We start from the raw sequence: 15382 nt of genomic DNA on the forward strand, positions 1-15382 counted from the left end.
ATAAAACGTTACTTACGATACAGTTAAATTTATTCTGAACGGCTAGTAACTTCAAGTAAATGATAACCAAATTGAGTTTGCACAGGGCCTTGTACTTGGTTAATTGGAGCTGAAAACACAACTTTATCAAACTCTGGAACCATCATACCAGGACCAAACTCACCAAGAGCACCGCCATCTTGACCTGATGGGCAGTTTGAATGCGCTTTGGCTAATTCAGCAAAGTCTTCGCCTTGCTCAATTTTTGTTTTTAAGTCTAAGCATTGTGCTTCACTGTCTACAAGTATATGTCGTGCGCTTGCTACTGTCATAAAATCTCCCGAGTATAGTGTGGTGTTTTTTTAACCGAGTTAAAATATCATTCTAGTTAGTTTGAACTAATTGTACCAGTATAAACTTATTTATCAGAAAGCACAGTTTCAATTGCAGCAATCATTTGTTCTGAATCAGGTGCTGCTTTGCTGTTAAACCGTAAAACCGTCTCACGATCAGCAGACACTAAATACTTATAAAAGTTCCAATTTGGAGAGCTAGTTTGCTCATTCAAATATTTAAAAATTGGATTCGCTTTACTACCACGCACTTCGCTTGTAGCAAACATAGGGAAGGTTACACCATAATTTACAAAGCATACTTTTGCAGTTTCTTTTTCACTATCCTCTTCTTGAAAAAAATCATCAGAAGGGAAGCCTAATACGACTAAACCTTGTTCTTTGTATCGCTGATATAGCGCTTCAAGGCCTTTAAATTGGGGTGTAAAACCGCAGTTGCTTGCCGTGTTTACTATTAATAAAGGCTTATTTTTAAATTGGCATAAATTAATAGATTCTTTTGAGCGCAGCTTTCGAATATCGACATTGGTAAAATCTTGACAGTCTTGGGTAGAGGTTTGGTTTATAGTTGATGATGTTTCAGCGTGGAGTGGGGCATTAGTAAATAAAGCCATTAATCCTATTATAATTTTTTTTAGCATTACATTACCTAAACTTTTCAATTGTTTGATTGGATAATCATACGCTAATATGAAACAAATTGATCAACCTTTGAATGACCTATGACAACCCGTTTAGCAACTATTGATGATCTTAGTGAAATTGTAGCCATTTATAACGAAACCATTGCAGGGCGAATGGTAACTGCAGATACGCAAGAAGTTACTGTTGACGAAAAGCGTGACTGGTTTAATAGCCATAACGATAAAAGGCCTATTTATGTTTACTGCGAAAATAACCAAGTACTTGCTTGGGTAAGTTATAAATCGTTTTATGGGCGTCCTGCTTACGATGGCACAGTAGAGATGAGCATTTACATTACCCGTAAAGCACAAGGTAAAGGGCTTGGTAAAAAGCTAATGATATTTGCTCAAACACAAGCTAAGCAATTAAATATTAAAGTATTGCTTGGTTTTATTTTTAGTCATAACTTACCGAGTGTTAAATTGTTTAAGCATTTTGATTTTGCAATATGGGGTGAGTTGCCAAGCGTTGCCATAATGGATGATAAGGCGTATAGCCTTACTATTTTTGGAAAACATCTGGAATAAATTATTTTTCATAATGTTGTAATATTTTTTTACAAAATAAGACGAAGGGTTTATGCCAATTAAATAAAAATAGTCTACGCTATTAACATATTAAGTTTATTAATTTGAAGTGTAGCTTGATGATTCGAAAAATATTAATTGTTGATAGTAGCAGTGTCATCGCAATGCGTGTGAAAGTGCTTTTAGAATTAATAGGATGTGAAGTCGAATTAATTCATTTCAGCATGCTAGACATGTATACCAATATAGGCGACTACGACTTAGTTGTTGTTGCCAATGGTGTGCCTGTTGATTCTATAAAACCGCTTGTAAGCGAAGTAGCGCAAGAGCGTTTTATGCTGCTTGCTCCAAAAGCACAAAGTGGTGAGCAACTAACTGCGTTTAGTGAGCTAAATCATGTTGCGCCTGACGCAACCGTGATATATCCATTTTTTTCTAATAAAGAAATTACTTCTCTTTTAGAGAGCCTACTAGAATTAGGCTCTAATCATATTTTGCAATTACCCGCTATTTTACTCGTCGATCATGTTCCTGAGCGTCTCGAAAAAATGAAAAATAGCTTAATCGGTGCTCATATCGAGACCCATACAGCAACCACCTCTGCAGAAGCTTTAGAAATTACGAAAGAAAAGCAAATAGATATACTGATAAGCGATTTTATTTTAGATGACGGAACCGGTTTAGAAATTTTTTCAAACTTAAAAATAATGCAACCACATTGCCGTTGCTTATTATTTACCTCACGTCCCGATCAAGTTTCAATGATTGAAGCTATTCGTCAAGGTGTAGAAGACGTACTTATTAAGCCATTGAACGACAGCTCACTATTACAATCAATACATAAACTGTGGCAAACAGAGCTATTAAAACGCCATAACGCAGAACTTGTCGAAAGGCTACAAGATACAGTTGATGCCCTGATTGAAAAAGACAGCCTACTTCAGGTTATTTATAAGCATACGCCCGATGCAATTATGTTGTTTGAGAAATGCGGTAGAGTGATAGAAGCTAATGATGCTTGTTTAAAACTATTTAACTTACCGTTTAACGAACTAGAAGGTAAATCAGTATTTAGCTTTTTAGATGATGATTCAACGTTAGGTATTAAAAATAAAATTTCGACATTAAATAGTAATCGACAATTTAGCTGCGATTTACGTTTATCTAAAACAGCAGGAGGTTATATACCCTTAGTTGGCTCTTTTAATGAGATAGATCACCATGGCGAAATAGCACTTGCGGTCATATTTAAAAATGTAACCCATCTTAAGCAAAAAGAGGATTTATTACTTGAAGCAAAAGATGTTCTTGAAGAGCAAGTAAGAGCACGTACTTCACAACTCGAGCATGCTAAAAATGTGGCTGAGGCTGCAAACTTAAGTAAATCAGAATTTTTAGCAAACATGTCGCATGAACTTCGAACACCTATGCACTCTATTTTAAGCTTTTCTCGTTTTGGTTTAAGTAAATTAGAAGCTGGAGATTTTGCAAAAGAAAAACTCATTAAGTATTTATCGCGAATAGAGAGTAGTGGTGAGCGTTTACTGTCGTTACTAAATAATTTACTCGACCTATCTAAGCTAGATGTAGGCAAGTTTCCATTTAACCCTCGTCCCTATAATTTAGCGAATATTATTAAAACAAGTATTGATGATGTGTCTGGTACGGCAATGGAAAAAGAAATTGAGATTATATTTACCGCACAGCCATTACCTGTAATTGCACAATGTGATGAAGAGCAAATAAACCAGTTACTTCGAAACGTACTAGGTAACGCACTTAAATTTAGCGAACCTAAAAGTAAAATACGGGTAAATTTAGAGTCAGATAATAAGCTTGCTACTATAGAGGTTACCGATAATGGGGTCGGTATACCAGAAGATGAGTTGGAGCATATTTTTACTAAGTTTGTGCAAAGCAGTAAAACAAATAGTGGTGCTGGTGGCACAGGGTTAGGCCTTGCATTGTGTAGAGAGTTTGTATCTTTACACCAAGGTGAAATCACTGCACGTAACAACGAAAATGGTGGTGCAACTATATCTATACAAGTGCCATTAGAAATAAACTTAGACGAGCATTTAGCTGAAGATCAGTTAATACAACACACTAATTAATTGTTTTTTGGCATACCAAGTAACTTTTTAAAGAATTTAAATGGATGATAAATTATGGCCTTAACTAAAATACTTGCCGTTGATGACGAACCCTTTAACCTTGAAATTATTGAGGAAATTTTAGAGGATCTTGATTTTGAATTACAAGTAGCAACGAATGGTCCTGAGTGTTTAAACATGGTTGAGGGCTATATGCCTCAGGTTATATTGCTCGACGTAAGTATGCCGCAAATGAACGGCTATGAAGTATGTAAGGCACTTAAAGCAAACCCAAATACAGCACACATTATTGTTATGTTTGTGTCTGCTCGTGGCACAGTTGAAGAGCGCATGGAAGGCTACTCGGTTGGTGCAGAAGACTATATTGTAAAACCCTTTGGCCATGATGAACTTAAGTCAAAGCTTAAAAATTTAAATCAAGTACTCGTTGAAAAACAAAGCCTAGAAAAGCAAGTTGAAGATGCAACATCAACTGCATTTAATGCAATGGCCAATAGCAGTGAAATGGGGCAAATAGTTAACTACGTTGAAAACATAGGCTTTATTAACGATCCTCAAGAGCTAGGTAAAGCGCTTGTAGATTGCCTGCAGTCTTTTGATTTACAAAGCAATGTAGAATTTAGAGAAAATAATGAAATTAGCCACTTTGCGCTAAACGGCGTGTGTTCACCTATTGTGGTGGAGCTATTTGAAATGCTGAAAAACAAAGGGCGCTTACATGAGTTTTCGCACCGAATTTTAGTTAACTATGAATTGATTAGCTTACTTATTTTAAATATGCCCGATCATGACCCTGATAAGCATGGTCGTATACGCGACCACGTATGTTTTATTGTCAGTGTTACCGAGCAGCAGCTACGCGCCATCATGACCAAGAAAATGCTTGAATCACAACGAGCGAAACTTAATGCCGTAGCAAGTACTGTTCATAGTAAGTTTCATAGCTTAATTAGCTTGTTGAATGAAAACCGTCAAAACAACGAAAAAGTGTTTAAACAGTTACAAGAAGAGCTCGAAGAACGTATCCCATCAATGGGACTGGATGAAGATCAGGAGGTGTTTATTTATAAAAAAGTAGATGAAACTATCCAAAACTCAGTAGCAAGAGAAGAGTCTGTTAAACAAGTCAAAGCAGCCTTTACAGAGATAGAACAAGATCTATCGTTACTTTTGAAAAACTAGTTACTTCGCAATATAAAGGTTTACTTAAGCGGTGCTATGCATCCCTTGGTAAGCCTTTTTCTACAATTCTAATTAACCTAGCTGTTTTACGAATTTGTAATCGTTGTTTATCGTTTTGCTGAGCAAGTGCCCATTCAATATGCTCTAAAACAAGTTCGCTGCATATTTGGCTTTTATCTTGTAGGGCATTAATAATAGCGGGACTAAACTCTGCATTACCTAAACCAACTGCTAAATTACGTAACCAACGTTCGTGGCCAATGCGACGAATAGGGCTGCCTTCGGTATTTTTTAAAAATGTAGGCTCATCCCAAGCAAACAGCTCAAGTAAATCTTTATCTTTTAATTGAGTGCGAGGATGAAAGTCATTTTCGTCAGTTATTTGTCCATAACGATTCCAAGGACATACCAACTGACAATCATCACAACCATAAACACGATTGCCTAATAAAGAACGGTACTGCTCTGGTATTGGCCCTTGGTGTTCTATGGTTAAATACGATATACATTTACGTGCATCAACAACGTAGGGCTCTACAATTGCACCTGTTGGGCAAAGAGTAATACAAGCAACGCATTTACCGCAGCCTTCAAAGCTGTTTTCTGCATCAATTGGTAGAGGTAAATCAATAAATAGCTCGCCTAAAAAAAACCACGACCCCGCTTCTTGGTTAATTAATAACGAATGCTTACCACGCCACCCTAAACCGGCTTTTTCGGCAAGTTGACGCTCAAGTACAGGGGCTGAATCTACAAAGGGTCTAAAGCCATACTCGCCAACTTCTTGCTCTATTTTTTGGCCGAGTTTTTTTAAACGATTACGCATTAATTTATGGTAATCGCGACCTAATGCATAGCGGCTTATATATGCTTTTTCTTTATTTTTTAAGGTTTTTGCAAAGCCAGCATCGGGAGGCAGATAATTCATTTTTACAGATATAACACGCTGTGTACCAGGTACTAATTCAGCAGGGCGGGCGCGTTTCATACCGTGGGTAGCCATATAATCCATCGAGCCGTGGTAGCCTGCATCAAGCCAACGTTGCAATTGGGCTTCGTGCTTAGATAAGTCAATATCAGTAATGCCCACTTCGCTAAAGCCAAGCTCTTGCCCCCAGGTTTTTATTTGCAGGGCTAATTTTTCATAGTCTGGGGTAGGGTTGCTCACACGCTTTACACACTTAAATTAATAGCTGCGTAATTTACCATATTTCTCTGAGCCCGAAAACGCTTCTTAGTGCACAAAGCGTTTTAACTGTTGTTGGGTTTGCAAGCTTAGCTGTTGAGATTGCTCGCTATCGGCTAATGCCGTATCTATTTGCTGTTTAGCTTGCTCCCCTAAAGCTACGATTTGCTCTACCGATTGGTGAGTCGTACTTTGGGTGCCCTCAAGCAAATGCACAGCACTGGCTATTTGTTGCAGCTGCTGCTGGTTGTGCTCAAACTCACTAAGCATTTTAGTAAAGCCATCACAGGTTGCACTAATTGAGCTTTGTGCGTTATTAGAGTGAGTCATTAATTGCTCTGACTCTTTATTTGTCTCGTTTACCAAATGATTCATCTGATTTATAAAGTCGCTAATCTGCCTAGTTGCGCCACTTACCTTTATTGAAAGCGTGCGTACTTCGTCTGCAACTACGGCAAATCCTCTGCCAGCTTCACCCGCTCTAGCTGCTTCTATTGCGGCGTTGAGGGCTAACAAATTAGTTTGATCAGAAAACTCTTCAACCATTTTTAAAATACTACGAATGTTTTCACTGTTCTCTTTTAGTCCCGCAATTGTATTTGAAAAGCTACCTAGCATATTAGTAATAAGTTTCACCTGCTCTACTAAAGCAGCGAGTTCTGATGCAGATAGTTTTACAAAGTTAAGGTGTTCATTATTAACGTTATGTACGCTATCTGTATTATTTACTATGTCTTGTAAGCTTTGGGTTATTTGCATACTGGCATTAATAATACTGTGGCTTAACTGTATTTGTTGCTCACTTGATTGCTCAGTATTTTTCATTGATTCAGTGACTTGTGTATTGCTGTGTGCACTAGCTTGAGCACTGTTATATGTTGTGCTGAGTAACTCACTTAAATGGGCAGTAAATATATTGTATTGTGAACTTAAATCTTTAAATTCGTCATACGAAAAGTGGGGAAGTTTTGCTGCTAAATTTGCATCTTGTTGGTTTATATCTATCAAAGTATCGCGCATAGCAGTAACAGGGCGAACAATTAAAAAACGCATATAAAAAAGAGTAAAAATAAAACCAGATATGATCACAAGCGTAAGCAGCCAAAATAGCCCTGTACTTTGCTGTTGTTCGCTTAAACTCTGATGCAGCCAAAATAACGTAATTGCTTGGAACAATAATACAAAACTTAAATTACCGACTATTTTACGCGTTAACGTAAAAAAGAATGTTTGCTCTATATAGTTATAAATTTTCATAAAACCACTCATTATGCTCAAGCCCTACGATTGTTATTTAAGTGAGGGGAATGTAAGTTAGCTCTTTTGTAACGACAACAAGTAAGCTTTGGTTCGCGCTGGGTAATTTGTAAAAATTCCGTCTATGCCATACTCAATCATTAGCGCTATATCTTCTTCCCTATCGACTGTATAAGCATAAATCTTTAGGCCTCTTTTTTTTGCATCATCTGCAAAAGCCTTATTTATAAAGGTTTTATCTACATGCACGCTAAAAGCGTTTAAATCACTAGCAAACTTTGCATAGTTAATTGGAATAGAAGAAGTAAGGGCGCCTATTTTAAGCCATGGTAGCTTGTTTTTAAGCCACTGTAGTTGATGATGATCAAACGATGATACTAAAATATTGGCTTTCGATATTTTTTTAGCTTCAATGTTTTGTTCTAATTGAGCCACAAACCTTTCTAGTGCAAACGTGTGTTTAAGCTCTATATTTAATAAAGATTTATTGTTATTCCAATCAAACAGCTGTTGAAGAGTAGGAATTTTTTCACCATTTCCAGCATCAAGCTTAGAGAGCTCATGAGCGGTAAAGTTACTCACCCTACCTTGACCGCTGGTGGTTCTATCAAGCCATGAGTCATGTATTACCATGTAATCATCTAAGGAACTTTGAATATCTACTTCAATACCATCAACACCTACTTTTAACGCTTCTAAAATAGCGCTTTTGGTGTTTTCAGGAAAATCCCCACTGGCACCACGGTGTGCAAATACTTTCATTGTCGAGCCTTTTTAGTGATTGACCACGTTTCAAAACAAGCGGCACTCACTATGAGTGCACCACCAACTAACGTCATAATAGTAGGACGTTCATGAATAATTACTATAGCCAGTATGGTGCCATAAAGTGGCTGCAAGCAAGAAATTAACCCCGCGGTTGCCGCTGATAAATGCTTTAAACTTGCTGCAAATAACGAGTGCGGTGTAGCTGTAAATATAACACCCGCTACAGCAATTAAAATCAGGTCGTGATTACTAACCTCATACACTGGTACTTCTATAAATGCACACAACATAATGCTTGCCACTAAGGTTTGATAAAACATCGTTTGCGGCCCGCCATATTGGCTAAAGTAGCGCTTATGAGTAATGTTTCTTATTGAAAAAAACAATGCTGATATCACACCTGTTATTACACCTAGGGTTACATCATCGCCCAAGTTTGCACTTGGTACTAATAAGTAAATACCTAAAACAACCACCGCTGCACTTATTATATCTTTTGCTTTTGGCCTGCTTTTATTAAATAAGGGTTCTAAAAACACCGTCATTACGGGGTAGCTAAAAAATGCCAGCATTCCAATAGTTATACCGGCCATTTGCATACCAGCAAAATAGGTAACCCAGTGAATACCCACCGCAACACCTAAAAATAACGCAATAAGATAGTCTTTAGGTTTGTTGAGTTTAATTTGTTTTTTTTGAAAATAAAGCATGGCTAAAATAGCCATTCCTGCAATTGCAGTTCTGTAAACGGTAATATCTAAAGCATTTAAACCAATAAGTTTGGCAAATAGAGCGGTCCCGCCAAAAAGTAATACCGCTATGTGTAAATAAATTAAACTTTGTTGCTGAGGCTGCATTTAGTTTCCTTGTTGTACTTTTTGAATATATTAACATTGCTTAAAAATTCTTAAGATGAATTTTTTACCGCATGACAAAAGTCATTAAAGTTGATGACACTTCACACTCTTATTATTTTTGTACGCGGGCATAGTTACCTTACTCAACAGGAGGTAATTATGAATTCTTTAATTTTAACCAGCTTAACTATTAATGAAGTGCTAGAGGCGTTAAGTTTTACGATTACGTACGCAGATTGCTTTATGCTGGTATGCATTTTTATGTTATTTATATTTATTAATAAAAATAGTGCTATAAGTAAAAATAATATACCTGAGGTATTAGTATGAGCTCGTTAAGCAGCTTTTCTCAACAAAGCGATAAAGGTTTTTGGAAATATGGACATTTAATTTTTACCGGCTTTTATTTACTCCCGCTAATAATTAATTTTGCGAGCTTTACAGTTAACCAAATTGTTATGTCTTTAGCCTTCTATATTGCTTTTATTCTTTTGTATATAAAAGCAATAAACTGTAAAAGCGCAGGGGTGACTAAGTTATTTGTAGCCATGCTCTTAATTTGTTTTTGCGCTACTTTTTACACCACAGGTACTCCTACTTTATTTGGTTTCGTAGCCTATATAGCAGGCTACTCTTACAGCTACCGTCAAAGAATTTATGCTGCGATCGCAATTATATTCACGGTTTTATTAAGCACATATATTGGAGATATAGGTAAGGTTCAATACTTTTTAGGCGTTGCTTTGATTCTTTGCGCCACATTATTTAGTTACGGTATTGCAGCAAAAAGAGAAAGCTTATACAAAAAGCGCGAACAAGAAAGCGCTAACCAACTAGAGCAACTAGCAGCTATTGCAGAGCGAGAACGAATAGCTCGCGACTTGCATGATATTTTAGGCCATTCACTTTCATCTATTGCTCTAAAGGCTGAGCTTGCTAATAAGTTAAACCAAGGAGAGCGCTACGCTCAAGCAAATAGCGAAATTGCACAAGTGGCCGATTTGGCAAGGCAGTTACTTAGCGATGTAAGAAGCGCCGTAAGTGATTTAAAACAGCTTAATCTTGTCAGCCAAGTAGCACAGTTAAAGCAAAGGTTAATAGAGCAAGGGTTTAACGTTTCATTTAATGTGGTTTTAAATGCTCTGCCCGCTAAAGTAGAGGGTATAGCAGGCCTTATAATTAAAGAGGCAGTAACTAACTTATTACGCCATAGCAATACAAAAAATTGCGAAATAAATATAGAACAAACAGCGCAGCAGTTACTTATAACCGTAATTGACCATGGTCCGTGCAGTACATTGAATTCGGGCAATGGTCTAAATGGTATTAAAGAGCGAGCAGAGCAACTAAATGGCAGTGCAGCATTTACCTGTGGCGATAATTTTACTTTAAAAGTAGTGCTGCCAATTACAGCTAAGGATTTATAATGATCAGAGTGTATTTAGTGGAAGATCAGGCGCTTGTGCGCGACGCAGTAGCAGCATTGTTAGGGCTTGATTTTAATATTGAGATTATTGGGCAAGCAAGTAACGGGCAAGATGCACTCAATGCAATTGAGGCGCTTGATAGTGATTTACACCCCGATATAATTTTAACTGATATAGAAATGCCGACCATGAATGGTATAGAGCTTAGCGAAAAAATAGCCGCTAAGTTCCCTGCTATAAAAATGGTTATTATGACCACATTTTCTCGTGCAGGTTATATTAGGCGAGCGCTTACGGCAGGTGTTAAAGGTTTTATTTTAAAAGAAGCACCCAGTGAAGAGTTAATAAATGCGCTTAAAAAAGTAATGCAGGGGCAAAAAGTGATAGACCCAGAGCTTGCTATTAATGCATTAGACGACGCCGATCCGCTTACTGATAAAGAACGCAAAGCGCTTAAACTTGCAAGCGACGGCCTTAAAACAAGCGACATAGCCAAGCAGCTATTTATAAGCGAAGGGACTACGCGTAACTACCTATCAGACGCTATTGCAAAATTAAATGCCACTAACCGCATAGATGCTGCGCGTATAGCTAAACAAAAAGGGTGGCTTTAATTAGTGGGTTTATAAATTATAAGCAAAGTATTATTATGTTATGCATAAAAGTAACGAACAGCGCTTAAAATTAGCTTAAAAAGCGCTAAAAGAGGTTTTAATGGCAAATTTAATAGAACTAACAACTAAAAATAATATCGCTATACTCACCATGAATACCGCTGAAAACCGCCATAACCCAGCGTTTTTGGCTGAGTTTAATTTACACCTAGACCACATTGAAGCAGATCAAAACATTAAGTCAGTTATTTTAACGTCTTCAAGTGATAAAAACTGGTCATTGGGTATCGACCTTCAATGGATGTCTAATCCAAGTATTTTACCTGCAGCAATTTCAGACTTTATGATTCAAATAAGTAACTTATTTAAACGTATAGTTACTTTTCCTATGCCTATTATTGCTGCGTTAAACGGGCATACCTATGGTAATGGTTCTGTACTTGCGTGTGCGTGCGACTTTAGATTTATGAAATCAGACAAAGGCTTTTTTTGTTTTCCTGAAGTGGATGTAATGGTGCCGTTTGTTCCGTCGATGTTTCCTATAATTAATAAGGCAATTTCGCAAACCTTCTTTAATCGCCTAGCTATGTCAGGAGAGCGTGCAGGTGCACAGCAGTTGCTAGAGAACAAAGTAGTTGAAGCTGTGTTTGCAAATAACGACGAACTGCAAGCAGGTGTACTTGAGTTTGCTCAGCAGTTTAATAAAAATCGTTGGATTTACGCTCAAAATAAAACACAAATGAATAAGCAGATTTTACTTACTATGAAAGAAGAAGATCCAAGCTTTATTGATAATATAAGTAAACTGTTGTGGAAAAATCTACAAAAAAAATAGTATAAGTCTTAGTATTGCTACCAGATGAAAACACTTTGCAGTTAAGGGATCGTTAAGCCCCAATGCGCTAAATTTTTAAACTATACACCAAGGTAAACAGCAAGGTAAAAGTGCTTTCTTAAAAGTTTAATAGCTTTTACCTGTCTCATTATAACTATATGGGTTAAAATACCTACATAACCAACTAACAAGATAGTGAATGTCAAACCAAGATCCAAATCTCAGTCGAGAACAAGAAAAGTACGAAAACCCAGTCCCTAGTCGTGAGTTTATACTTACTCACCTTCAAGAGCGTTCAAAGCCTGCTAACTACGCGCAATTATGTGAAGAACTAGCAGTAAATGATGACGAACGCCAAATAGCATTTAAACGCCGCCTTCGCGCTATGGAGCGTGACGGACAGCTGTATTTTAATAAATTTAAATGCTACGCCCTAATTGACGAAGCCGGTTTAACCAAAGGCAAAGTAATAGGCCACAGAGACGGTTTCGGCTTTTTAGAAGTTGAAGGCGAGAGTAAAGATTGGTTTATTGCTAAGCACCAAATGAATATGGTGTTACATGGCGACATTGTACTAGCTAAAGGCACTAAACGTGGTTCTGGCTCAAAATGCGATGCACGTATTATAAAAGTGCTTACTAACGAGCGCGCGCCAATTGTTGGCCGTTACTTTGTTGAGCACGGTGTTGCTGTTGTAGTCGCTGAAGACCCGCGCATAACGCAAGATATAATGATTTTACCAGGCAACGAAAACGGTGCCCGCCATAACCAAATGGTGCAGGTTAAAATTACGCAAAACCCAAGCCGTAACATGAACGCGGTAGGTAAAGTTATAGATGTACTTGGTGAGCATTTAGCCCCAGGTATGGAAATTGAAGTTGCACTTCGCAATCACGATATTCCACATGTATGGCCAGAAGAAGTTGAAGCACAAGTTGCTCACCTAGGGGAATTTGTTGAAGAAGCCGACAAACAAGGTCGCGTAGATTTACGTGATTTACCACTTGTAACTATTGATGGCGAAGATGCACGCGACTTTGATGACGCCGTATATTGTGAACCTAAAAAATCAGGTGGCTGGCGCTTATGGGTTGCTATTGCTGATGTATCGCATTACGTAGGAATGAACACGCCGCTTAACAAAGAAGCAATTTTGCGTGGTAACTCAGTGTATTTCCCTGAGCAAGTAATTCCGATGCTACCAAAAGTGCTTTCTAACGGATTATGTTCGCTTAATCCAAAAGTAGATCGCTTATGTATGGTTGCCGAAATGACCGTGTCGAGTGCGGGTAAACTTTCGGGTTATAAGTTTTACGAAGCGATAATGAACTCGCATGCACGTTTAACTTACACCAAAGTAAATGCCATTTTACAAAACGACGAAAAACTACGCGAAGAATACTCAGCCGTTGTGCCACATTTAACTGATTTACAGCAAATGTACATGGCACTTAAAGCTGCACGCCAAGACCGTGGTGCCATAGAGTTTGAAACCCTAGAAACACGTTTTGTATTTAACGCTCAGCGTAAAATAGAATCAATAGTGCCTGTTATTCGTAACGACGCGCACAAACTCATTGAAGAATGTATGATTTTAGCCAACGTATCAGCGGCTAAAATTCTTGAAAAGCACGAAGCAAGCGCGCTTTATCGCGTGCATGACGAACCAGACCAAGAAAAACTAGGTAACTTTACTAAGTTTTTAGGCGAGTTAGGTATTGAAAGTACATTAAGCGACGAGCCAACACCAAAAGAAATAACGCAAGTATTAGCGCGATTGGGTGAGCGCCCAGAAGCTGAACTTATTCAAACTATGTTACTGCGTTCAATGAAACAAGCTGTATATCAGCCAGATAACATTGGTCACTTTGGTTTAGCGTTATCGGCTTACGCGCATTTTACATCGCCAATACGTCGTTACCCAGATTTAGTAGTGCATCGTGCTATTAAAGCAGTAATAAAAGCACAAGGTCAGCAAACGTCTGGCGAATATGCTTACACCGACGACGAAGTTGATCAACTAGGTGAGCAGTGTTCTACAACAGAGCGTCGCGCTGACGATGCAACTCGCGAAGTAGCTGATTGGCTTAAATGTGAGTTTATGCAAGACCATGTAGGTGAAGAGTTTGATGGTGTTATTTCATCGGTTACCAATTTTGGTTTGTTTATTCGTTTAGATGATTTACAAATTGATGGGCTTATTCACGTTACTAATTTAGGCGACGAGTTTTTTGCGCATGATGCTGCAAAACACACCCTAATAGGTGAGCACTCTCACAAAGTTTATCGCCTTGGCGATAAAGTAACAGTAAAAGTTGCGTCGGTTAGTTTAGACGATCGCCGTATAAACTTAACGCTTAAAGGCGATGTTGCACAAGACAGATACTCACGTCGTCGTGCACCAAAAAAAGGCTCAGGTAAGTCTGAGCATGCGCCAGCAAGTGTGCGTTCGCAATTAAAAGCAGGCAAAGTACCAGGTAAAAAGTCGCACAGCGATGACAAACCAAAAGGTAAAAAAAAGCCAGCAAATAAAAATAAAGGCAAGCCTGCAAATAAGTCTGCAACTAAACCCGTAGATAAAAAAGCAGCAGACTCTGCCGTAAAGAAAAAACCAAAGAAGAAGGCCGTTAAAAAGCCTAAAAGAGCAGGCAAAAATGCCCGCAAACGTACTAGCCCAGGAGCAGACAATACGTGAGTAATGAATTAATTTTTGGCTTTCATTCTGTTGAAGCAATTTTAGAAAGCGAACCAGAGCGCTTTGTAGAAATTTACGCCCTTAAAGGTCGTGACGACAAACGCTCAACTCCGATTATTGATGAAGCACGTAAATTTGGTATTTCAGTACAGTTTATGCAGCGTAAAGCCCTTGATAGCAAATCAAAAGGTGAGCAGCATCAAGGTATTATTGCCAACGTAAAAGCAGCGCCAACGTTTAACGAAAAAGATCTTGATGCGATAATCGCTCGTGAAGACACACCGTTTTTACTTGTGCTTGATGGTATTACCGATCCGCATAACTTAGGCGCATGCCTACGTAGTGCAGACGCGGCAGGTGTTCACGCTGTAATTGTACCTAAAGATAAGTCGGCTAAGCTTAACGGTACCGCACGTAAAGTGGCCTGTGGCGCAGCCGAAACAGTACCGCTTATTCAAGTGACTAACCTTGCGCGTACGCTTCGCGAAATTAAAGATGCAGGCGTATGGGTTGTAGGTACCGCTGGCGAAACTGATAACCACGTATTTGATGCAAGCTTAACGGGGCCAATGGCTATTGTTATGGGCGCAGAGGGCGAGGGCATGCGACGCTTAACGCGTGAGCATTGCGATATGCTTGTTAAAATCCCAATGGCGGGTACTGTTTCAAGCTTAAACGTATCGGTAGCCACGGGTATTTGTTTGTTTGAAGTATTACGCCAACGTAACGCAAATAACTAATATATAAAACGATAAGTTTTATGTATTAAAAAGCCGAGATTGAAATTCAATCTCGGCTTTTTTGTGTCTGTAATTTACGCTTTTAACTTTGCACCAATTGATACTCTATTATAGCGATAGGAAAATAACTCTATAGCAAGGCAAAAATAACGCAATATAGTTGT

General features: G+C 38.2%; 15 protein-coding genes. 9 read left to right on the forward strand and 6 right to left on the reverse strand.

Annotated features, from left to right (window positions below):
- Nucleotides 1-29: 29 nt before the first annotated feature.
- Both H5115_RS07110 and H5115_RS07115 read right to left on the reverse strand, forming a co-directional pair.
- Nucleotides 30-311, reverse strand: a complete 282-nt coding sequence (locus H5115_RS07110; protein WP_002958009.1) for a peptidylprolyl isomerase — start codon at nt 309-311, stop codon at nt 30-32.
- Nucleotides 312-397: 86 nt separating this feature from the next.
- Nucleotides 398-973 carry a glutathione peroxidase gene (locus H5115_RS07115; protein ID WP_182754469.1) on the reverse strand — a complete coding sequence of 192 codons (576 nt, stop codon included), beginning with the start codon at nt 971-973 and terminating at the stop codon, nt 398-400.
- A gap of 81 nt (nt 974-1054) precedes the next feature.
- On the opposite strand from H5115_RS07115, the gene H5115_RS07120 reads away from it, so the two are divergent.
- The 3 genes from H5115_RS07120 (at nt 1055) to H5115_RS07130 (ending at nt 4839) form a co-directional block, all read left to right on the forward strand.
- Entirely contained in the window at nt 1055-1543 is a 489-nt protein-coding gene (locus tag H5115_RS07120; RefSeq protein WP_058154161.1) for a GNAT family N-acetyltransferase, read from the forward strand.
- Between the two features lie 119 nt (nt 1544-1662).
- Nucleotides 1663-3657, forward strand: a complete 1995-nt coding sequence (locus H5115_RS07125) for an ATP-binding protein (protein WP_182754471.1) — start codon at nt 1663-1665, stop codon at nt 3655-3657.
- Nucleotides 3658-3711: 54 nt separating this feature from the next.
- Nucleotides 3712-4839, forward strand: coding sequence for a PleD family two-component system response regulator (locus H5115_RS07130; protein ID WP_058154163.1), 1128 nt, complete (start codon nt 3712-3714; stop codon nt 4837-4839).
- Nucleotides 4840-4873: 34 nt separating this feature from the next.
- Here H5115_RS07130 and queG read toward each other — a convergent pair whose 3' ends face one another.
- The 4 genes from queG to H5115_RS07150 form a co-directional block, all read right to left on the reverse strand.
- The gene (queG, locus tag H5115_RS07135; RefSeq protein WP_182754473.1) at nt 4874-6007 is read right to left on the reverse strand and encodes a tRNA epoxyqueuosine(34) reductase QueG; all 1134 of its coding nucleotides are present in this window, start codon (nt 6005-6007) and stop codon (nt 4874-4876) included.
- Between the two features lie 66 nt (nt 6008-6073).
- Entirely contained in the window at nt 6074-7294 is a 1221-nt protein-coding gene (locus tag H5115_RS07140) for a methyl-accepting chemotaxis protein (protein WP_182754475.1), read from the reverse strand.
- Between the two features lie 45 nt (nt 7295-7339).
- Nucleotides 7340-8044, reverse strand: a complete 705-nt coding sequence (locus H5115_RS07145; RefSeq protein ID WP_182754477.1) for a glycerophosphodiester phosphodiesterase family protein — start codon at nt 8042-8044, stop codon at nt 7340-7342.
- Nucleotides 8041-8907, reverse strand: a complete 867-nt coding sequence (locus tag H5115_RS07150; protein WP_002958018.1) for a DMT family transporter — start codon at nt 8905-8907, stop codon at nt 8041-8043. The genes H5115_RS07145 and H5115_RS07150 overlap by 4 nt, the downstream gene beginning before the upstream one ends.
- A gap of 159 nt (nt 8908-9066) precedes the next feature.
- On the opposite strand from H5115_RS07150, the gene H5115_RS07155 reads away from it, so the two are divergent.
- The 6 genes from H5115_RS07155 (at nt 9067) to rlmB (ending at nt 15218) form a co-directional block, all read left to right on the forward strand.
- Nucleotides 9067-9237 (forward strand): hypothetical protein, encoded by a 171-nt coding sequence (locus H5115_RS07155; RefSeq protein ID WP_182754479.1) that lies wholly within the window; start codon nt 9067-9069, stop codon nt 9235-9237.
- Nucleotides 9234-10334, forward strand: a complete 1101-nt coding sequence (locus H5115_RS07160) for a sensor histidine kinase (RefSeq protein WP_182754481.1) — start codon at nt 9234-9236, stop codon at nt 10332-10334. The genes H5115_RS07155 and H5115_RS07160 overlap by 4 nt, the downstream gene beginning before the upstream one ends.
- Nucleotides 10334-10948, forward strand: coding sequence for a DNA-binding response regulator (locus H5115_RS07165; protein ID WP_058154167.1), 615 nt, complete (start codon nt 10334-10336; stop codon nt 10946-10948). The genes H5115_RS07160 and H5115_RS07165 overlap by 1 nt, the downstream gene beginning before the upstream one ends.
- Before the next feature lie 100 nt (nt 10949-11048).
- Entirely contained in the window at nt 11049-11783 is a 735-nt protein-coding gene (locus H5115_RS07170) for an enoyl-CoA hydratase/isomerase family protein (RefSeq protein WP_182754482.1), read from the forward strand.
- A gap of 199 nt (nt 11784-11982) precedes the next feature.
- Nucleotides 11983-14478: a ribonuclease R gene (gene rnr / locus H5115_RS07175; RefSeq protein WP_182754484.1), complete on the forward strand. Its 2496-nt coding sequence runs from the start codon at nt 11983-11985 to the stop codon at nt 14476-14478.
- Nucleotides 14475-15218 (forward strand): 23S rRNA (guanosine(2251)-2'-O)-methyltransferase RlmB, encoded by a 744-nt coding sequence (gene rlmB, locus H5115_RS07180; RefSeq protein ID WP_002958023.1) that lies wholly within the window; start codon nt 14475-14477, stop codon nt 15216-15218. The genes rnr and rlmB overlap by 4 nt, the downstream gene beginning before the upstream one ends.
- The last annotated feature ends 164 nt before the right edge of the window (nt 15219-15382 follow it).

The sequence above is a fragment of the Pseudoalteromonas sp. SR44-2 genome, from assembly GCF_014163745.1.
GTDB lineage: Bacteria > Pseudomonadota > Gammaproteobacteria > Enterobacterales > Alteromonadaceae > Pseudoalteromonas > Pseudoalteromonas distincta.